22 protein-coding genes are annotated in these 20,401 nt (G+C 44.5%); 18 read left to right on the forward strand and 4 right to left on the reverse strand.

Annotated features, from left to right (window positions below; genetic code table 11):
- Positions 1 to 111 precede the first annotated feature (111 nt).
- The 4 genes from AC5RDS_RS10900 (at position 112) to AC5RDS_RS10915 (ending at position 2,815) form a co-directional block, all read left to right on the forward strand.
- Positions 112 to 1,278: a FecR family protein gene (locus tag AC5RDS_RS10900; RefSeq protein ID WP_118121911.1), complete on the forward strand. Its 1,167-nt coding sequence runs from the start codon at positions 112 to 114 to the stop codon at positions 1,276 to 1,278.
- Between the two features lie 83 nt (positions 1,279 to 1,361).
- A complete protein-coding gene (locus AC5RDS_RS10905) occupies positions 1,362 to 2,036 on the forward strand; it encodes a carboxypeptidase-like regulatory domain-containing protein (protein WP_013611634.1) in 675 nt (224 codons plus the stop codon).
- On the forward strand, positions 1,984 to 2,592 hold the full coding sequence (locus AC5RDS_RS10910) for a TlpA family protein disulfide reductase (protein ID WP_022160213.1): 609 nt from the start codon (positions 1,984 to 1,986) through the stop codon (positions 2,590 to 2,592). The genes AC5RDS_RS10905 and AC5RDS_RS10910 overlap by 53 nt, the downstream gene beginning before the upstream one ends.
- Entirely contained in the window at positions 2,549 to 2,815 is a 267-nt protein-coding gene (locus AC5RDS_RS10915; protein ID WP_022160214.1) for a TlpA family protein disulfide reductase, read from the forward strand. The genes AC5RDS_RS10910 and AC5RDS_RS10915 overlap by 44 nt, the downstream gene beginning before the upstream one ends.
- Positions 2,816 to 2,990: 175 nt before the next feature.
- Here the strand turns inward: AC5RDS_RS10915 and AC5RDS_RS10920 are convergent, their stop codons facing one another.
- The gene (locus tag AC5RDS_RS10920; RefSeq protein WP_228026172.1) at positions 2,991 to 4,136 is read right to left on the reverse strand and encodes a MalY/PatB family protein; all 1,146 of its coding nucleotides are present in this window, start codon (positions 4,134 to 4,136) and stop codon (positions 2,991 to 2,993) included.
- Positions 4,137 to 4,306: 170 nt separating this feature from the next.
- Here AC5RDS_RS10920 and AC5RDS_RS10925 point away from each other — a divergent pair, with 170 nt between their 5' ends.
- From AC5RDS_RS10925 to mscL, 4 genes are all read left to right on the forward strand, one after another.
- Complete coding sequence (locus tag AC5RDS_RS10925) at positions 4,307 to 5,242, forward strand: lytic transglycosylase domain-containing protein (RefSeq protein WP_013611636.1); 936 nt, start codon at positions 4,307 to 4,309, stop codon at positions 5,240 to 5,242.
- Between the two features lie 80 nt (positions 5,243 to 5,322).
- A complete protein-coding gene (locus AC5RDS_RS10930; protein WP_013611637.1) occupies positions 5,323 to 6,987 on the forward strand; it encodes a nucleoside kinase in 1,665 nt (554 codons plus the stop codon).
- An 82-nt stretch (positions 6,988 to 7,069) separates the two neighbouring features.
- Entirely contained in the window at positions 7,070 to 8,110 is a 1,041-nt protein-coding gene (locus AC5RDS_RS10935; protein WP_013611638.1) for an efflux RND transporter periplasmic adaptor subunit, read from the forward strand.
- A 24-nt stretch (positions 8,111 to 8,134) separates the two neighbouring features.
- The gene (mscL, locus tag AC5RDS_RS10940; RefSeq protein ID WP_013611639.1) at positions 8,135 to 8,560 is read left to right on the forward strand and encodes a large-conductance mechanosensitive channel protein MscL; all 426 of its coding nucleotides are present in this window, start codon (positions 8,135 to 8,137) and stop codon (positions 8,558 to 8,560) included.
- Between the two features lie 70 nt (positions 8,561 to 8,630).
- Here mscL and AC5RDS_RS10945 read toward each other — a convergent pair whose 3' ends face one another.
- Together AC5RDS_RS10945 and AC5RDS_RS10950 are read right to left on the reverse strand one after the other, a co-directional pair.
- Complete coding sequence (locus AC5RDS_RS10945; protein ID WP_494222336.1) at positions 8,631 to 9,215, reverse strand: porin family protein; 585 nt, start codon at positions 9,213 to 9,215, stop codon at positions 8,631 to 8,633.
- A gap of 81 nt (positions 9,216 to 9,296) precedes the next feature.
- A complete protein-coding gene (locus AC5RDS_RS10950) occupies positions 9,297 to 9,746 on the reverse strand; it encodes a NanQ anomerase/TabA/YiaL family protein (RefSeq protein ID WP_013611641.1) in 450 nt (149 codons plus the stop codon).
- 93 nt (positions 9,747 to 9,839) lie between these two features.
- Here AC5RDS_RS10950 and era point away from each other — a divergent pair, with 93 nt between their 5' ends.
- From era to AC5RDS_RS11000, 10 genes are all read left to right on the forward strand, one after another.
- Positions 9,840 to 10,721, forward strand: coding sequence for a GTPase Era (era, locus tag AC5RDS_RS10955; protein WP_022160219.1), 882 nt, complete (start codon positions 9,840 to 9,842; stop codon positions 10,719 to 10,721).
- A 90-nt stretch (positions 10,722 to 10,811) separates the two neighbouring features.
- Positions 10,812 to 12,119: a ribosome biogenesis GTPase Der gene (gene der / locus AC5RDS_RS10960; protein WP_013611643.1), complete on the forward strand. Its 1,308-nt coding sequence runs from the start codon at positions 10,812 to 10,814 to the stop codon at positions 12,117 to 12,119.
- Between the two features lie 97 nt (positions 12,120 to 12,216).
- Positions 12,217 to 12,645: a SoxR reducing system RseC family protein gene (locus AC5RDS_RS10965; protein WP_494222337.1), complete on the forward strand. Its 429-nt coding sequence runs from the start codon at positions 12,217 to 12,219 to the stop codon at positions 12,643 to 12,645.
- Positions 12,646 to 12,654: 9 nt separating this feature from the next.
- A complete protein-coding gene (locus AC5RDS_RS10970) occupies positions 12,655 to 13,647 on the forward strand; it encodes a Fe-S cluster domain-containing protein (protein WP_046402393.1) in 993 nt (330 codons plus the stop codon).
- Positions 13,648 to 13,667: 20 nt separating this feature from the next.
- Entirely contained in the window at positions 13,668 to 14,999 is a 1,332-nt protein-coding gene (rsxC, locus tag AC5RDS_RS10975) for an electron transport complex subunit RsxC (RefSeq protein ID WP_013611646.1), read from the forward strand.
- Between the two features lie 25 nt (positions 15,000 to 15,024).
- Positions 15,025 to 16,014, forward strand: coding sequence for an RnfABCDGE type electron transport complex subunit D (locus AC5RDS_RS10980; protein ID WP_182400474.1), 990 nt, complete (start codon positions 15,025 to 15,027; stop codon positions 16,012 to 16,014).
- A 58-nt stretch (positions 16,015 to 16,072) separates the two neighbouring features.
- Positions 16,073 to 16,690, forward strand: coding sequence for an RnfABCDGE type electron transport complex subunit G (locus AC5RDS_RS10985; protein ID WP_022160222.1), 618 nt, complete (start codon positions 16,073 to 16,075; stop codon positions 16,688 to 16,690).
- 62 nt (positions 16,691 to 16,752) lie between these two features.
- Complete coding sequence (locus AC5RDS_RS10990; RefSeq protein ID WP_013611649.1) at positions 16,753 to 17,340, forward strand: RnfABCDGE type electron transport complex subunit E; 588 nt, start codon at positions 16,753 to 16,755, stop codon at positions 17,338 to 17,340.
- Between the two features lie 84 nt (positions 17,341 to 17,424).
- Positions 17,425 to 17,997 carry an electron transport complex subunit RsxA gene (gene rsxA, locus AC5RDS_RS10995; RefSeq protein ID WP_046402398.1) on the forward strand — a complete coding sequence of 191 codons (573 nt, stop codon included), beginning with the start codon at positions 17,425 to 17,427 and terminating at the stop codon, positions 17,995 to 17,997.
- A 117-nt stretch (positions 17,998 to 18,114) separates the two neighbouring features.
- Positions 18,115 to 19,518 (forward strand): CCA tRNA nucleotidyltransferase, encoded by a 1,404-nt coding sequence (locus tag AC5RDS_RS11000; RefSeq protein WP_022160224.1) that lies wholly within the window; start codon positions 18,115 to 18,117, stop codon positions 19,516 to 19,518.
- A gap of 1 nt (position 19,519) precedes the next feature.
- Here AC5RDS_RS11000 and AC5RDS_RS11005 read toward each other — a convergent pair whose 3' ends face one another.
- Positions 19,520 to 20,401 (reverse strand): diacylglycerol/lipid kinase family protein, encoded by an 882-nt coding sequence (locus AC5RDS_RS11005; RefSeq protein ID WP_013611652.1) that lies wholly within the window; start codon positions 20,399 to 20,401, stop codon positions 19,520 to 19,522.

Raw genomic sequence — 20,401 nt, forward strand, 5'->3', positions numbered from 1 at the left:
TTTCGGTTACTTTTTCCTTAATTAATCCGAAGTCACCGGTAAAATAAAAAAATTCATTTTCATTTACCCCTTTTTGCATATCATCGTGTAATAATACAAAATGGTTGCAAAATGGGAGTAAAAAACGACATTACTATTATCCGGCTTATTCTGGGTCATTGGGCTGGGAAACTATCCGAACCGGAGAAAAAAGAACTGGACAACTGGCTGGCACAATCGGAAAAACACCGGATTTATTTCCAAAAATGGTGTGACGATGAACGGCAAAATGAGTTGTTGTCCAAAATCGGATGCTACGACCCCGGGGAAGGGTGGCAACAGGTGGTCCGTAAAAGAAACATGCGGCGCAACCGCCGGTGGTGGCTGGTAGCAGCAGCTTCTGTCGCTATTCTTTTCGGGGGACTGGCAGTCTACCGGTATAGCAAGATTCCTGTTTCTCTCCCCTTAGCCAGCGAGGAGACCTCTATATATCCCGGAAAACGCATGGCCCGGCTGATTACCCCTTCAGGCGAAACAGTATTATTGGATACACTACGGCAAACGGATACACAGCAAATGAAGTTGCATAACGATCAGGGACGGGTGGTCATTCAAGCCGCTTGCGGAGATGCAAACGGTGATCAACCTGTTTACCATTGCCTGGAAGTACCCCGGGGTGGAGAATTCAGTTTCCTGTTGCCCGACAGCACGACCGTATTTCTGAATGCCGAGAGCCGTCTGCGCTTCCCTGACCGATTCGTTCCGGGGAGTGAAAGAATCGTATATCTCAGTGGTGAAGCTTATTTCGACGTGAAGCGTGATCCCCGTTCTCCCTTTCTGGTTTGCCTGGAACACTCGGCGGTAAAAGTGACAGGTACTTCCTTCAATGTCAAGGCGTACCCCGACGACACGAACGAAGCGACCACCTTGATCAGCGGAACCGTATCGATGGGGATCGGCACTACGGAACAATGGATCGTCCTGAAACCGGGCGAACAGGGGTATTACGACGCTACCCGGGAAACACTGTTGCAGCAAACCGTGGACGTGAATTATTATACAGCCTGGAAAGACGGCGTGTTTGCCTTTTACCGGCAACCCCTGGAAGAGGTCATGAAAACACTGGGATGCTGGTATCTGTTCGACACCCATTATCAGAACGAAGCATTGAAATCTATTCTTTACACGGGGAAAATCAATCGTCATGCTTCCATCCGGGAGGTCTTGCACACCTTCGAGCTGATGGACGAACTTACATTCGACATAAAAGGAAAGGAGGTTATTGTCAGGAGAAAATAAAAAAAGCAACCGCTTCTTCTTGCACAAGAACCGGTTGCAAACTTGTATAAACAATTTACAAATCGTTTTAACACAACAAATTTATGAAAAAAAACAATCGGTTGTTGCCGGATTGGAAAGATTCCGGTGGCTTGCAACAAGTAAGCAGAATGATGAAATGTGTGCTATTCTTTATGCTGACACTCGTGTGTGGTGTCCAGGGGAAAGTGTATTCCCAACAGTATACACTGGACCTACATCTGAAACAAACTTCTCTGGAAGAAGTTTTCAACCGGATAGAGGCCCAGACCGGACTGAAATTTTTGTACAATACCCTGCTCACCGACTCAAAAGGGAAAGTGGATGTCGAAGCCCGGCAGGAAGACATCCGCAAAGTGCTGGATGAATTATTGAATCCCCTGGGTCTCACCTATATATTGAACAGTAATCATATTGTGGTCAAGCAAGCAGATGCTGCCGCCCCACAGGAAAAAACGGTGATCAAAGGGAAAGTGACGGATAGCAAAGGCAGTCCCCTACCCGGCGTGACGGTACGGATCAAAGGAACCAATATCGGTGTCGTTTCGGACAACGACGGCCACTACGAATTAACTTTACCTGCCGGAACCGATCCGACACTGATATTTTCTTTCGTCGGTATGCTTTCGCAGGAAGCAAAATATACAGGCCAACGTGAGCTGAATATCATCCTGCACGAAAATATAGGTGGATTATTCCACGGATTTCTATGCGCTGCTCTTCCTCGCCACACCCCGTGACAAGCATCCCGAAAAGTTCATGTGGCCGGAGTACTACAAACACATTGCCTCACCGCAGAAATATACGACGGATGTCGTATCGCAATTTCCGGAAGGGGTCAGAATGCCGGGCGTGTACGCCGAGTTTACCAACCGGGAGTCAGGGGAAAAAGAGAGATATAATCCGGACGATGTGATTACCTTTTTACACAACGACCATCTGATAGGCGAATATCTGCAGAACAATGAGTTTCGCCGATATAGATCCTACGAACAATATTCGGCAGGTATGGAAAAATACGGCAAATATTTTGTAACGCCCTCTCTCAAAGCACGTATCGAAGCGTTAGGAGCTCCTCTGTATGACACCAAAGCCGGTTCCCCGGCGGCGGATTTTACCTACCCCGACGTGGAAGGCAATAGAGTATCGCTGTCCGACTTCAAGGGGAAAGTGGTACTGGTAGACGTCTGGGCCACCTGGTGCAGCCCCTGCCGGAAGGAAATCCCCCCATCTGAAAAACCTGAAGAAGGAGATGCACGGCACCGATGTGGTCTTTTTAGGCGTTTCTGTCGATGAAGCGAAAGACAAACAAAAATGGCTGGATTTCATCGAAACAGAGGGGTTAAAAGGTATCCAACTCTTAGCCAATGGCTGGAGCAAAATCACAAAAGACTATAAAATCAACGGTATTCCCCGTTTCATGGTCTTTGACAAAAAAGGCAACATTGTCTCAGCAGATGCTCCCCGGCCTTCCAACCCCGAATTGAAAAAAATGCTGGAAGCGGAACTCAACAGATAATCCTCACCCGATTCTATCTGAAAATCAAGGGCTGCCCTGCTTTTACCCTCTTTTCCTCCCCACTCTCCCGTCAGTACCTTTCTTTCCCTACTTATTTCCAAAAATTAAAATCTGTACAGAAAAAACTTTATAGACATTCATTTTTGTTTTGCATAAATAATCCTTTACAAAAAATTTACAGACAAGCTCTTTTTATCCGTTCCAGGCCATCTTCCAAAACACAACGGGGACATCCGATATTCATCCGGCGGAATCCCCTGCCCTCTTCACCGAATTCCAGACCGTCGTTCAGTCCGACTTTTCCTATCTTCACCAATCGTTCTCCACAGGCTTCATGCGACAAACCGGTCCCCCGGAAATCCAGCCACAATAAAAACGAACCTTCGGGTTTCAATACTTTGATCTGTGGTAGTTCTCTCTCGAAATAATCCAAAGCGAACTGTACATTCCCTTCCAGATACCGGGTCAGTTCCTCCAACCAACCGGCCCCATACCGATAGGCCGCTTTCAAAGTAACGTGTCCGAAGATATTTCCCAAGTCCAGGTGCAAAGTCGTTAATTCACGATTGTATACCTCCAGAATCTCAGGGTTGGAAGCAATAATCACCGAATTCATCATACCGGCGATATTGAAAGTCTTACTCGGAGCCATAGCGGTCAGCGTACGGGCAGCGATCTCCTCCGACACAGAAGCCATAACCGTATGCCGATGTCCGAACAAAGCCAGATCTGCATGAATTTCATCGGATAGAATCAGGACATCGTAACGGCAGCACAATTCTCCGATCCTTGCCAATTCCTCACGGGTCCACACCCGTCCGACAGGGTTATGAGAATTACACAGAATGAGCATTTTCACTCCTTTTTGTAACCCCTGTTCGAAGCATTCCCAGTCGATCACATACTTTTCGGTATCTCTTATTAAAGGACAACATACCAATTCGCGGCCATTATCCTTTACTACGGCATGAAACGGAGGATATACCGGAGTCATAATCATCACCTTATCGCCGGACTTAGTAAAAGCCCGGACAGAAATCGCCAGTGAAGTAACAATCCCGGGGCTGGAAGACAACCATTCTTCCTTTACCTCCCAACGATACCGCTGTTTCACCCAATTACGAAAAGCATCCTTACCATCATCCGAACGGAACGTATAACCGAAAATCCCCTGTTCACAACATTTACGTGCTGCCTCCTGCACCTCCGGGGGAACCCGGAAATCCATATCGGCCACCCACATCGGCAACAGATCCGCACAACCGAAAACATCCTGCAAACCGTCGTATTTCACACAATCGGTGTTCCGACGGTCAATCATTTGATCAAAATTATACCTATTCATAAAAGTTATTGAGTTACTGAGTTATTAAGTTACTGAGTTACTGAGTTGCTGAGTTGCTCTTGGGAGCTCTAATCGTTATTCCTAATCATTATTTTCTAATCTTTTTATTAACTTTGCACGTACAAATATAAATTTATAAATCTACAATGAAAAGACAAAATACGGTAATCTATATCTGTGTCATTATCACACTCTTGAATGTAGCCGGATTATTGTTTATTGCCTGCAAAAGTAATTCACCGATCGCAACGGCTTCTACTCCGGTTCAATCCTCAACTTCAGGTTATTATAGCGATGCCTATATGCCCGAGGCCCTGACTTTTGCCGGAGAGACCGTACCGTTGCAACGCCTGGATGTACAGGAAGCACTTCGGAAAGAACTGATCGTCAATTCTTATTTACATTCACATACCATTCAGATTCTACAAACGGCTCCCCGGGTTTTCCAACTGATGGAACCGATTTTGGAAAAGAACGGTATCCCGGAAGATTTCAAATACCTGGCGGTCATCGAAAGCCGTCTGAACCCTCAGGCCCAATCACCTGCCGGAGCAGTCGGAGTATGGCAGTTTCTGAAAGGTACCGGAAAGGAAAACGGTTTGGAAATCAATAATGAAGTAGACGAGCGCTATCACATCGAAAAATCGACAGAAGCCGCTGCCGCCTATCTCAAAAAAGCTTATGAGAAATTCGGTTCGTGGACACTGGCTGCAGCTGCGTATAATGCAGGCGCAGCTATGATTTCCCGGCAAATGGACCTCCAGAAAGAAACGAATTATTACAATCTCCTGTTGGGAGAGGAAACGGAACGTTATGTATTCCGGATTCTGGCCCTGAAACAGATTATGAATCATCCCGAACTGTACAATTTTAAAGTAAATACCGTTTATACTTTCGAAAAAACAGAAACAGTAGAAGTGAAAGGTCCTGTCAAAAGCTGGGCCGATTTTGCGCAAGAGCAAGGGATTACCTATAAAACCCTGAAGCGTTTCAACCCCTGGCTCCGGAAAACCGATTTAAAAAATCCACGACACAAAACTTACACGATCAGTATCCCTAAGAAAAAAGAACTGTACAAATAATAAAAATCACGTTAGATGAGGCACGGTATTTGTTTATACATTTTTTGTTATTACTTTAGCTAAGCATTAAATGTATAAATATGAGGACAGTCAATATTACTTGTGAAAATACACACCAGGAATACGAAATAGAGTTAGGCACTACACTTAGAGATGTAAAAAAGATCATCTTCCCGGAAAACCATAATCACATCCTCGGGGCTTTGGTCAATAATCAGTTACAGGACTTGCAGTTCGTTGTAATGACCCCTCTGCGGGTCAACTTCATCGATGTCACGACCCTGGACGGATACAGCATTTATTCGCGTTCGTTGATTTTCGTACTATATCAAGCTGTAGCCCAATTATTTCCGAAGAAAACACTTCGGGCCGAATATTTTATTTCGAACGGCATTTTTTGCCGGATCGTCAACAAAGAAATCGTACTGACTCCGGCAATCATTTCCGAACTGGAAAATAAAATGAAAGAAATCATTCAAGCCGACTATCCGATTGTACGGGAAGAAATCCCTACCGACGAAGCAGTTCTTATTTTCAGAAAAAGAGGGTTGAAAGATAAAGCAGACTTAATGGAAACCCGGGGAAAACTTTTCACTTCCCTTTATTATCTGAACGATCTTCCCGATTATTTTTATGGGACCCTGGCTCCTTCGACCAGTTGTCTGAAAACATTCGGTCTGATCCCCTATAAAGAAGGTATGCTATTGCAACTTCCCGACCGGACCGATCCGACCCGGGTACTGCCTGTCATTCCACAAGATAAGTTGTATCAGGTATTCAGTGAATACAAACGCTGGGGAAAAATCCTTGAAGTGACCGATATCGGGCATCTGAACAAAATCGTGGAGTTGAAATATTCAGGTCCTATGATCAAAATCAGCGAAGCACTCCACGAGAAAAAAATTTCGCTTATCGCCGATAAAATCAAGGCCCGGCATAAAAAGGTAAAAGTGATATTGGTCTCCGGTCCTTCTTCGTCCGGGAAAACCACGTTCAGCAAAAGATTGGCCATACAACTGATGGTCAATGGCATGAAACCCGTCAATCTTTCTCTGGACAATTACTTCGTCAACCGCGAATTTACTCCGAGAGACGAAAAAGGGGAATACGATTATGAGTCTATCGATGCCCTCGATATCGCCACCTTTACGGATAATATACAACGGTTACTAAAAGGGGAAGAGGTCGAAATTCCTAAATTCTCTTTCGAAACCGGACAACGTTATTATGACGGTGAAAAGCTAAAAATCGCCCGGAACAATGTGATCATCGTCGAAGGTATTCATGGGCTGAATCCCCAACTCACCCGGTTGCTGCCGCCGGAAACCCTTTTCAAGATATTCGTTTCTGCGCTGACCTCTATCGCTATCGATAATCACAACCTGATCAATCCGACAGATAATCGTCTGATCCGGCGCATGGTACGCGATTACAAATACCGGAATTATTCCGCCCTCGATACCCTGAAACGTTGGGAAAGTGTATTGCTGGGCGAACAAAAACATATCGTACCCTACCAGGAAGAAGCCGACGCGATCTTCAATTCTGCTTTGATTTATGAATTAGGAGCATTAAAAACACAGGCTGAACCTTTACTCCGGGAAGTAACCCAACAGCACCCCGAACATTCCAAAGCTTTACGCTTATTGAAATTTTTTTCTTACATCCGGGCTGTACCGACCCGTGAAATTCCACCGACCTCGATCATCCGGGAATTTTTAGGAGGAAGCAGTTTTAAATACTAAAAAACAGTAAATATATCTCTTTCCTTGCAACCAGTGAGGTGACTTTCATCGTAAAAATGAAAAAACATTTACGATTTTTACGATGAAATTTCGTTACCTGGTTTTCATATCGATACTTTCTTTTTGTCTGGCGTGTCAGGGAAAAAAGAAAGCTACTCTTTCCGATCTGCCCCGGCCGGTAAGGGTGATAAAAGTCGAAGCCTTAGGCACTTTCAACCATCAATATACCGGAACCGTAACAGCCCGGAATTTCAGTATACTGGCCTTCCGTTTGCCGGGTACCCTGACCGAAGTCAATGTCAATACCGGCCAAAAAATAAAAAAAGGGACGGTGATCGCCCGAATCGATCCCTATGATTACCAACGGCAATATCAAACCGCTTTAGCCAATTATAAAACAACCGAATCTATCTACGAACGTAATCAGCGCCTCTATGCTGCCAATGCCGTAGCCAAACAAAACCTGGAAATAGCCCAAACCGATTATATTCAGGCCACTTCAGCCCTGAATATGGCCCGGCGTACTCTGGATTACACCGTACTGACCGCACCATTCGACGGGTTTATCGAACAACGCTTCGTCGAGAATCACGAAGAAATACTTACCGGGCAATCGGTCGTCCGTCTGGTAGATCCTAAAGACATCGAAGTTAATTTCATGCTTCCCGAAACCAGTATCCAACTACTCGACATCCCGAAAAAGATCTATGTCGAATTCGATTCCCAAAAAGGAAAACTTTTCACGACAGAGGTCAAAGAGTATATCTATTCCTCGAACGGTTCGGGGATACCGGTGACTCTACTTATTACGGACAAACAGTTCGCCCCGTATCGGCAAAATGTATTTCCAGGATTTTCGTGTAAAGTGATCGTTGAAGTCGACAATATGATATCCGACAAATTCGTCCTTCCGGCCAGTGCCTTACAAGAAGCACACCATCAGGAATATGTATGGATCGTCGACCCGGCAAGCCATACAGCTCATCGTCAGCAAGTCAGGATAAAAAAATACAACGATCATATCCTTGTCGAGGCTGGCTTGAACCCGGACGATCTGATTATTATAGCCGGAATAGCTTCCATCCGGGAAGGACAAAAAGTGAGACCTGTCAAAAACCAGTAAATAAACACCCAAAATAAGACCAATATGAGCTTTTTAAAAGAATTCAAAACTTTTGCCATGCGTGGCAATGTTGTAGACATGGCTGTCGGTATCATTATCGGAGGCGCCTTCGGTAAGATCGTCTCTTCTCTGGTAAGCGATATCATTATGCCCCCGATCGGACTGCTGATCGGAGGAGTAAAGTTTGAAAGTCTGAAAATCGTCCTGAAACATGCACATACCGATGCCGTTACAGGAAAAGTCACTGAAGCCGTCAGTATCAATTACGGCAATTTTATCAATACAGCCCTGGATTTTCTGATTATCGCCTTTTCTATCTTCTTATTCGTCAAGCTGATCAACAGTATGAAAAGAAAAGAAGAAACTAAGCCCACTCCTCCACCGGCTCCAAGTAAAGAAGAACAATTGCTGACCGAAATCCGGGATCTACTGAAAGGAAAAAACAGTTGAAAGGGCTGGAAACCAAAAAAAGCTCCCGGCACATCACCGGGAGCTTTTTATATGACCGATTCATTTTATCCTAGAACAGTCCACCGAACCGATACCCAACCGACAGCTGGAATACACGGTTTTTATTGTTCCCGTCATATTTATCCTTATCGAAAACATTACTCAACCCCAGATTATAACGGGCCGAGAACATAAAATCATCCCAATTATAAGAAAGCCCGATAGCAAAATTCACGGCCAGTGTATTTATATCATTCATTTTATGTTTGACCGTCGTATCGCCATCTTTATACTTTGCTTTAGCATTCAGGGCAAAACCGAATTCCGGTCCCAGGTCGACGCTCAACTCATCCAACACATATAACTTGGCCAATACCGGAATATTCAGGTAATTAGCCCGCAATTTAAGTTTATCGCCATTGATTTTATCCCGGGCTCCCTGTCTTGAATACACCAATTCGGGCTGGATAGCAAAATAATCGTTAAACCTGAATTCAGCGAACCCACCCACATGGAAACTCAGTTTATTTTTCTTATCGGAATTCGAAATATTGGTCATATTCAAACCGACTTTCGGTCCGACCACAATTTCCGTCTGTGCCTTTGCACCGACAACCATCAATACAACAACAACTAGTGTAAATAATTTTTTCATACTTTAAATTGTTTTTAATCATCTAACATCGCCTAACAAAAACTATGCCTTTCCATACGCAAATCTCCCCCGATTGTTAATCTATAATTTAACTTTAACCACCATTTTCTTCATTTTACCGTTCCCGATGCAAGGAGCATGAGCATCTTCCGGGAAAAAGATCACAAAGTCTCCAACCGGCAGCGTAAAATACAAAGCAGGCCGTTCCTGATAAAACAGGATATCATTTTGTACCTGATAGCCTTCTTCTTCTTCCATCGCCAAGCGGCCCCGCTCTTCCCACCCGAAAGTTTCCTCCTGCAATAAGGGGATCTGGATATCGATAAACCGGTTATGTGCTTCCAGTTTCGCCGCTTCCCTGGATTTCCCCGTCACTTCATCCACATTCACCCAAATTTTATCTTCTTCAAGTATTATTTTCCCGGCAGTCACCTGCTGCCAATTCCCCGACCGAACATATTCGAATACCTTTTTGAAATCGGGATGCAGAATTTCAAATCGTTTCGTCTGTGTTAATGAACCTATTATCATTTTTTTTATTTTTTTTCAGTAGGTAGCAAAAGTATTAAAATTCCGTATAAATCGCTATCTTTGCCGGATAAAACCATAATATCGAAACCGAATATGCATAAAGCTGGATTTGTCAATATCGTAGGAAATCCGAATGTAGGGAAATCTACTTTAATGAACCGATTGGTCGGAGAGAAAATTTCTATTATCACCTCCAAATCACAAACTACCCGTCACCGGATCAAGGGAATCGTAAATACCGACGACTATCAGATTGTATTTTCGGATACTCCGGGAGTGGTAAAGCCCAGCTATAAGATGCAGGAATATATGCTGGAATTTTCTAAATCGGCTTTAGTCGATGCCGATATCATTCTTTATGTAACCGATGTAGTCGAAAACATAGAGAAAAACCTGGATTTTATCGATAAAGTCAATAAATCGGACATCCCGGTATTGTTGGTTATCAATAAAATAGATCTTACCACTCAAGAGAAATTAGAAGCACTGTTCGATAAATGGAAAAGCCTGATTCCCCGGGCAGAAATTTTTCCTCTTTCGGCAACCGAGAATTTCAATGTCGACAATTTATACAAACGGATTGTAGAATTATTACCCGAAGGTGAACCTTTTTTCCCCAAGGACGAACTGACCGATTTACCTTCCCGGTTCTTTGTGAACGAGATTATCCGTGAAAAAATTTTGCAGTATTACGACAAAGAAGTACCCTATTCCGTAGAAGTGGAAGTGGAAGAATTTAAAGAAGACGACAAACGGATCAACATCATGGCTGTCATCTATGTAGAACGTTCTTCCCAAAAAGGGATTATCATCGGAAGCCAGGGAGAAGCCCTGAAAAAAGTCGGTACCCAGGCCCGGCTCGATATCGAAGCCTTCTTCGGTAAAAAAGTATTTCTCAATTTATACGTCAAAGTGCTGAAAGACTGGCGTAATAAAGACAGTGAGTTAAAAAATTTCGGATATGCAAACAAATAAAGTAAAAGGTTAAAAGTTAAAAGCTATAGGCCGATCGATTTTCAGCCCTAGCTTTTAGCCTTTAGCCTTTAGCTTTTTACTTTATATTTTATGAGTAACATAGTAGCAATAGTAGGAAGGCCCAATGTAGGGAAATCGACACTTTTCAACCGCCTTGTCGGAACACGGAAAGCGATTGTAAATGAAGAAAGCGGTGTGACACGTGACCGGAACTACGGTAAATCGTCCTGGAACGGGAAGGATTTTTCAGTCATCGATACCGGTGGATATGTCTCCAACAGTGACGATATTTTTGAAGAGGAGATCAATAAACAAGTCATTCTGGCTCTCGACGAGGCAGATGTCATTCTTTTTATGGTAGACGCCGAGATCGGAGTGACCGACCTGGATCAGAATTTTGCCCGTTTATTACGGAATATCGATAAACCGGTTTACCTGGTAGCCAACAAGGTCGATAATCACGAGCGGCTTTATGAAGCCCAGGATTTTTACCGATTGGGAATAAAAGGAGATTTATTTTGTATCTCTTCGGTCAGTGGCTCGGGAACAGGTGATTTGTTAGACCAGGTCGTCTCCCATTTTCAAGAGAATACGATCGAAGATACCGACCACCTTCCGCGAATCACGATCGTCGGACGTCCCAATGTCGGAAAATCTTCTACGATCAATGCCCTGATCGGAGAAGAACGGAATATCGTTACGGACATCGCCGGAACGACCCGTGATACGTTGAATACCCGTTACAACCGTTTTGGTTACGATTTTCTATTGGTCGATACGGCAGGATTACGTAAAAAGGCAAAAGTAAGCGAGGACGTCGAATTTTACTCGGTCATGCGTTCGATCCGTGCCATCGAAGAATCGGATGTGTGTATACTTCTGATCGATGCGACACGAGGAATGGAAGCCCAGGATCTCAATATCTTCCATCTGATCGAAAGAAACCGGAAAGGAGTAGTTATTGTCGTCAATAAATGGGATCTGGTAGAAAAAGACGGGAAAACACTGATCGAATACGAAAAAAGCCTGCGTGAAAAAATAGCTCCGTTCAAAGATGTCGATATCATCTTTGCTTCAGCCCTGACCAAACAACGATTATTGAAAGTATTGGAGGCTGCCCTGCAAGTATATGCAAACCGGACTCAAAAAATAAAAACATCGGAGCTCAACCGGATCATGCTTGAGGCCATCGAAAATTATCCACCTCCAAGTCTTAAAGGGAAATACGTCAAAATCAAATACATCACCCAGTTGCCGACCCATGCTCCTTCTTTTGCTTTCTATTGCAATCTGCCGCAATATGTAAAAGATCCCTACAAGCGGTATCTGGAAAATCAAATCCGGGAAAACTGGAAATTTACCGGTGTCCCGATTCAGATTTTCATGCGCAAGAAATAACTAAAAGCTGCCTTCCGGCAGCTTTTATATTTTAACTTTTAACCTTTTACTTTTCATCTTTTAATATTACCTTTGCATTTGTTTTTAAAAAGGGAATATGGGTAAAAGCAGCAGAGTACAACATGAAGGTATTGTAAAAAACATCTCTACACAAACGTTGGAGGTGAGTATTATCAGTCACTCTGCTTGTTCGGGTTGTCATGCTAAAAGTGCCTGCGGAATTGCCGATATGAAAGAAAAAGTTATCACGGCTCAACGTCCCAGGGAAGAGCTTCGTCCGGGAGACAAAGTAATCGTATACGCATCGGTAAATAACGCCTTCTACTCGGTATTACTGGCTTATATTATGCCGTCCATATTGATTATCGCCACCATCTTTTTTTTAGAGAAATCCGGAAGTAGTGAACTATACGCAGCGATCAGCAGCCTCATCCTACTGGCCGGATATTTTATTATCCTGTATTTCTGCCGGAATAAAATTGCCCGGAAAATTAATTTTACCGTTGAAAAAATAGCCAACTATTAAATATAAAACATGAGTACACTAGTTATTACTATTATTTCGTTATGTGCTATTGGAGTTGTATCTGCGGTGATACTCTATTTCGTAGCGCAAAAATTCAAGGTGGAAGAAGATCCGCGTATCGACATTGTCGAAGGCTTACTTCCGGGGGCCAATTGTGGCGGATGTGGCTATCCGGGCTGCCGGGGATTAGCAGAAGCTGCCGTAAAATCGGAAACGATGGAAGGTATCCTGTGTCCGGTAGGAGGAGCAGAAACCATGAATAAAGTTGCAGCAGCCTTAGGCCGGGAAGTAAAAGCCCAGGCGCCTAAAATTGCTGTAGTCAGATGTAACGGAACTTGTGAAAACCGTCCCCGCACCAGCCAATACGACGGAGCCCGTTCTTGTGCCATCGAACATTCCTTATATGTCGGCGATACAGCCTGCGGATTCGGCTGTCTGGGATGTGGCGACTGTGTTGCAGCCTGCCCGTTCGATGCGATACACATGGATTCTACGACATTATTGCCTGTAGTCGACGATGACAAATGTGTAGCCTGTGGCGCCTGCGTGAAAGCCTGTCCCCGGAACATCATCGAATTGCGCAACAAAGGACCGAAAGACCGGCGGGTATTTGTTTCCTGCGTCAATAAAGACAAAGGCGGAGTAGCCCGGAAAGCTTGTAAAGCAGCTTGTATCGGTTGCGGGAAATGTGCCAAGGAATGTCCGTTCGATGCAATTACGGTGGAAAACAATCTGGCTTATATCGATTACAGTAAATGCCGTCTATGCCGGAAGTGTGTCGGCGTATGTCCTACCGGAGCGATCCACGAAGTGAACTTTCCTCCCCGGAAGACAGAAACCGAAGCTGAAAAAAACCAGCAAACCACGATCAAACCGACTAACAGTTGTGCAACCCCCGGACAAACGGCAACCGATCCGGTAGGTAAAGCACCGGTCAGTGCTTCTCCTCAGGTCGAGTCTATAGAAGCACAGAAAACACCAGAAACAGATAGTAAAAATTAAAAATCTAAAACTTATACGCTGTGTTAAAGACATTCAAAATCGGTGGTGTCCATCCACCTGAAAATAAATTATCGGCAGCTGGGAAAATACAGGTCTTACCTATTCCCGAAAAGGTGATTATTCCGCTCGGTCAGCACATCGGAGCTCCGGCAACCCCTATCGTTCAGAAAGGTGATAAAGTAAAAACCGGACAGTTGATAGCACAAGCTTCAGGTTTTGTTTCAGCTAACATACATAGTTCGGTTTCCGGCACAGTATCGGCAATCGATAACATCATCGATGCCGCCGGATTATCGAAACCTGCCATCACCATTCAAGTGGAAGGCGACGAATGGATACCCGAAATCGACCGGTCGGAAAAGCCGGCACATAATATTACTTTATCGAAAGAAGAAATAGTCAAAGCAATCGCTGCTGCCGGTATCGTCGGTATGGGTGGAGCGACATTTCCTACTCAGGTAAAACTGACCCCTCCTCCCGGCAATAAAGCCGAAGTATTGATTATCAACGGAGTGGAATGTGAACCTTACCTGACCGCCGATCATCGGATCATGCTCGAGAAAGCCGAAGAAATTATTATCGGTGTACAAATTCTGATGAAAGCGATCGATGTCAAACGGGCTATTATCGGCATCGAGAACAATAAAAAAGATGCGATAGCTCATTTGCAGGATATAGCCGGAAAAGTACTTGGCGTAGAAATATGTCCGTTAAAAGTGAAATATCCGCAAGGAGGTGAAAAACAACTGATTCAGGCTACGGTCAACCGGGCGGTTCCTTCCGGAGCACTTCCGATCGCCGTGGGAGCCGTTGTACAGAATGTGGGAACAGCCCTGGCGGTTTACGAAGCCGTAATGAAAAACAAACCCCTGATCGAACGGGTAGTCACCGTCACCGGTAAATCGGTAAAAAATCCGGGTAATTTCCTCTGCCGTATCGGTACACCGATTTCGAAGCTGATCGAAGCAGCCGGAGGTATGCCTGAAGATACGGCTAAAGTGATCGGCGGAGGTCCTATGATGGGAAGAACGATGGTAAACATCGATTCACCGGTGATGAAAGGCACCAGTGGTGTATTGCTGATCAACGAAAAGGAAGCGGCCCGCCGCCCCATGCGTAATTGTATCCGTTGCGGTAAATGTGTTTCTGCCTGCCCGATGGGGCTCGAACCGTATTTACTGATGAAATTATCGCAATTCAATCTGTTGGAACGTATGGAAGAAGAAAAAGTCATGGACTGCATCGAATGTGGATCATGCAGTTTTACCTGTCCCTCAGATCGTCCGTTGCTCGACTATATCCGTTTAGGTAAAGCCCGGACAGGTGCTATGATCCGTAGTAGAAAGAAATAAATAACGTCAATGGTGTAGATCAAATATTATGAATAAATTACTAATATCTCCTTCTCCGCACGTTCACAGTGGTGATTCTATCGAAAAGAACATGTATGGAGTACTTATAGCGCTCATTCCGGCTTTCATCTGTTCTGTGCTGTTTTTCGGCATGGGAGCTATCATCGTCACCCTGACTTCGGTGGTGGCTTGCCTCTTTTTTGAATATGTAATTCAAAAGTTTCTTCTCAAGCAGCAACCGACGATTTTCGACGGTTCAGCTTTGATTACCGGTGTATTACTGGCTTTCAACGTACCTTCGAACTTACCGGTCTGGATTATCGTTATCGGTGCCCTGGTGGCAATCGGCATCGGTAAAATGAGCTTCGGCGGCTTGGGGTGTAACATTTTCAACCCGGCTTTGGTAGGCCGTGTATTTTTGCTTATCTCTTTCCCTGTGCAAATGACCACCTGGCCGCTTGCTCAGGGATTTGCAGGATCTTATATCGATGCACAAACCGGTGCCACTCCTTTAGCTATGCTCAAAGAAGCGGTAAAAACCGGACAGTCCGTTACCGATTTATTATCGGCCGAGAGTTTTATCGGTTACAAGAACATGCTGATCGGAAACATGGGTGGTAGTTTGGGTGAAGTTGCAGCATTGGCCTTACTGATCGGTTTTGCCTATATGTTATTCCGGAGAATCATTACCTGGCATATTCCGGTAAGCATTTTCGTCACTGTAATTGTATTTTCGGGTATTCTGAATCTTTGCAATCCCTCTTTATATGCAGGTCCTGTTTTCCATTTGTTATCCGGAGGTTTGATGTTAGGTGCAATCTTTATGGCTACCGATTACGTTACTTCACCGATGAGCAACAAAGGAATGATCATCTATGGAATAGGAATCGGCCTCCTCACAGTTGTGATCCGCGTGTTCGGTGCCTATCCGGAAGGAATGTCGTTCGCTATCCTGATCATGAATGCTTTCACTCCGCTGATCAACAGATATTGTAAACCAGTGAGATTTGCATAATTTATGATTTACGGTCCCGATCGACCGGTATAAATCAAAAATCTTAAATATATTAACGATGGGAAAGAAATTAGAGTCTAACTTTACAAATATGGTGGTGGTCCTGTTTAGTGTCACCCTGATTGCTTCAGCAGCCGTAGGCTATGTCTACTCACTGACAGCAGGCCCGATCGAAGCCGCCAAGCAAGCCAAACAAGTAAATGCGATCCGCGAGGTGATTCCGGGAGAGTTCGACAACGACCCGAATGCCGACGTTTGGAAAAGCCAGACCGCTGACGGCGGAGAACTGGAATTTTATCCGGCGAAGAAAAACGGAGAACTGATAGGAACAGCAGTAAAAACCTATACCAACAACGGATTCGGAGGAAAAATATGGTTAATGGTAGGATTCAATCCGGATGGTAGCGTAGCCAATTATTCGGTGCTGGAACACAAAGAAACGCCGGGATTAGGTTCCAAAATGGATGTATGGTTCACCCCCAACGGGAAAGGAAATATTACGGGTAAAACTCCCGGTACCCAAGGGTTGAAAGTATCGAAAGACGGTGGAGACGTAGATGCGATCACAGCAGCAACCATCTCGTCACGGGCATTTCTGGACGCTGTAAACCGGGCAGCAGCCGGTTTGGCAGGCAATGCGGATGCAGCTTCCGGAGCAACACAACAAACAAAATAATTTATGATTTCAGATTTACGATGAATCTAAAATCGTAAATTCAAAACAAAAATTCCAATTCTATGAATAATTTAAAAGTCTTAACCAACGGCATATTCAAAGAAAATCCGACTTTTGCGCTTTTATTGGGTATGTGTCCGACCTTAGGGGTGACCACTTCGGCCATCAACGGCATGGGAATGGGGCTGGCTACGGCATTTGTACTGGTGATGTCCAATCTGGTGATCTCACTGGTTACCAATATCATTCCAGATAAGATCCGTATTCCTTCCTTTATTGTCATCATTGCAGCTTTCGTAACTGTAGTGGATATGTGTATGGCCGCTTATCTGCCTTCACTGCATGAATCATTGGGTTTGTTTATTCCTTTGATCGTAGTGAACTGTATCGTATTGGGACGTGCAGAAGCTTTTGCTTCTAAAAATAAAGCGATTCCTTCCATGCTCGACGGTTTGGGCATGGGACTGGGCTTTACATTGAGCCTGACGCTTTTAGGAACGATCCGTGAAATACTGGGAAGTGGTAAAGCATTCAATTTTCCGATCTTCAACGAGAATTACGGAATGCTGATCTTCGTCCTGGCCCCGGGAGCATTCCTGGCATTGGGTTATTTGATCGCTATCGTAAACCGGATCAGAAAAACAAATTAAATTTCAGATTTTAGATTTACGGCTTACGATTCCTGTTTCATTTCTATCGCAAAGCTGAAATCATAAATCAAAAACAATCGAATTATGGAATATATCTTAATATTTATCGCTGCGGTCTTTGTCAATAACATAGTACTGGCACAATTTTTAGGAATCTGTCCGTTCCTGGGCGTATCTAAAAAGGTCTCTACGGCTTTAGGGATGACCGGAGCCGTAACCTTCGTGATGATCCTGGCTACCCTGGTTACTTTTATCGTCCAGAAGACTATCCTGGATCCGTTTGAAATCGGTTTTATGCAAACCATTACTTTTATTCTGATCATTGCAGCCTTGGTACAAATGGTAGAAATCATATTGAAAAAGGTCAGTCCTTCGCTTTATCAGGCGTTAGGTGTGTTCTTGCCCTTGATCACCACCAACTGTGCTGTACTGGGAGTTGCCATTATGGTGATCCAAAAAGATTTCAACTTACTCGAATCTTTGGTATTCGCAGCCTCTACAGCGATCGGTTTCGGATTGGCCCTGACGATTTTTGCCGGTATCCGTGAACACCTCGAACTGGTAGCCATCCCCAAAGGGATGAAAGGTTCCCCTATCGCATTGATTACAGCCGGCCTGCTGGCCATGGCCTTTATGGGATTCTCCGGGATCGTATAAAATCCGGCAAATTTATAACCGTATAAAGTGAGTGGTATTTATTTTATACCGCTCATTTTTTATACCCGGCAAAAGAATAAATTTAATATTTTTGCAGGCATAAATTATTCAGACGACATGCAATTACCGTTGAAGCATCCGATTTTTAAAATACTTTCCGGGATAGCCGCCGAAAAAGGCATAGAAGCCTATGTCATCGGTGGTTATGTCCGTGATCTGTTATTACAGCGTCCTTCCCAAGATATCGACATTGTCGTTCACGGCAGTGGCATCGAGCTGGCCGAAACCGCTGCCCGGCGGTTAGGTAATCTGCGGGTATCGGTATTTAAAAACTTCGGTACTGCCATGTTCCGGTATAAAGGTATGGAGATCGAGTTTGTCGGAGCCCGCAAAGAGTCCTACCGGGCTAATTCACGTAAACCCATCGTCGAAGAAGGAACGATCGACGACGACCAAAAACGCCGCGATTTTACGATCAATGCACTGGCTATCTCCTTGAATCAGGAGAATTACGGAGTTTTGATCGATCCTTTCGGAGGCTTGCAGCATCTGGAGGAACGCCTGATCAAAACACCCCTGGACCCAGGCCTCACCTTCTCGGACGATCCCCTACGCATGATGCGGGCCATCCGTTTTGCTTCACAATTGAATTTTCAAATCGAGGAAAATACCTTCCAGGCCATAGCCGAATACCGTCACCGTCTTCCGATCGTATCGATGGAGCGGATTATGGATGAATTCAATAAAATCATGCTTTCCCCCGAACCATCCCGGGGTATCCGTTTATTGGACGAAGCCGGATTATTGGAAATCTTCTTCCCGGAACTGACCGCGCTTAAAGGTGTAGACCGTGTACAGGGAGTCAAACACAAAGATAATTTCTATCATACACTGACCGTCCTGGACACCTTATCGCTGTACAGTCAGGACTTGTGGTTACGCTGGGCCGCTCTGTTGCACGATATCGGTAAACCGGCGACTAAAAAATACATTCAGGGACAGGGGTGGACCTTTTATGGGCATAATCACGTGGGTGAACGCCTGGTCGGTAAAATATTCAACCGTTTAAAACTCCCTCAAAACGAAAAAATGAAGTATGTACAGAAACTGGTCAACCTGCACATGCGTCCTATCGTTTTGTCGGAAGAAACCGTGACCGACTCGGCGGTACGGCGGTTATTGTTCGATGCCGGCGACGATATCGACGACCTGATGACCCTGGCCGAAGCCGATATCACCTCAAAAAACGAAGAGAAAGTAAAGCGTTTTCTCGAAAATTTCAAGACGGTACGCCGCAAACTCAAAGAGGTGGAAGAAAAAGATTCGATCCGGAATTTCCAGCCCCCCATCAGCGGTGAAGAAATCATCGCCACTTTCCATCTGCCTCCCTGTAAAACTATCGGGGATATCAAAAATGCAATTAAAGAGGCGATATTGGATGGAATTATCGGTAACAATTACGAAGAAGCCCGGGAATATATGTTCAAAGTAGCGAAAGAACTTGGAATAGACTCCCAATAAATCAGTCTATTTTCTTGGGAACGACAACTTTCAGTATGCCCTTATGCATTTTCAGGTGAATCGGCGAATGCATGATATAGGCATCCCCGTCGATATGTACACGCTCGATATCGCCTTCTACGATAGCTTCCTCGCACTGAATTTCCTTATAATAGGACAATTTGTACAGTTTCGAATTGATGAAGAAAAGTAAAAACCACAGGATCTCGAAGAAAGCCGGCCGTTTCAGGATGCAGATATCCATCAAACCGTCCCGCACCGAAGCATGAGGGGCGATATAGGCATTGTTGCCGTATTGGGAACTATTGGCAAAGCTAAGGATAAAACAATTTACCTTCATGACTTTGCCGTTGCCGGTGATCTTGTATTTCTTTTCCGGATAACGGAACCATAGTTTAATAGCCGCATAAATATAAGAAAATACTCCCCTCAATTTCAAATGGTTAAATTCATGGGCCACCTCGGCATCGAATCCTACCCCACTGACATTCAGCGAATACTTGCCATTCATCTCCAACACATCGATTTGAGCGAATTGATCGGTCAGTACCTGTTTCAATGCCTTGGTCATAAAAACCGAATAACCCAAATGCCGGGCAAAACCATTGCCACTCCCCAGAGAAACGACCCCAAAAGCAACATCACTACCACACAAAGCTCCTCCCACCTCATTCACTGTACCATCTCCCCCAACCGCTACAATATGAGTATATTTTCCTTCTTGCCGGGCATCTTCGACCAATTTACGGGCATGTCCTGCATACTCGGTAAATACAATATCATAAGGAATAGAATCATACTCCGGAATCCGACGGATCTTCTCCGGCAATTCTTTCCCAAGGCCTAGCCCCGATATCGGATTTACTATAAAAAGAATATGCAT

The sequence above is a fragment of the Odoribacter sp. genome (assembly GCF_985060555.1).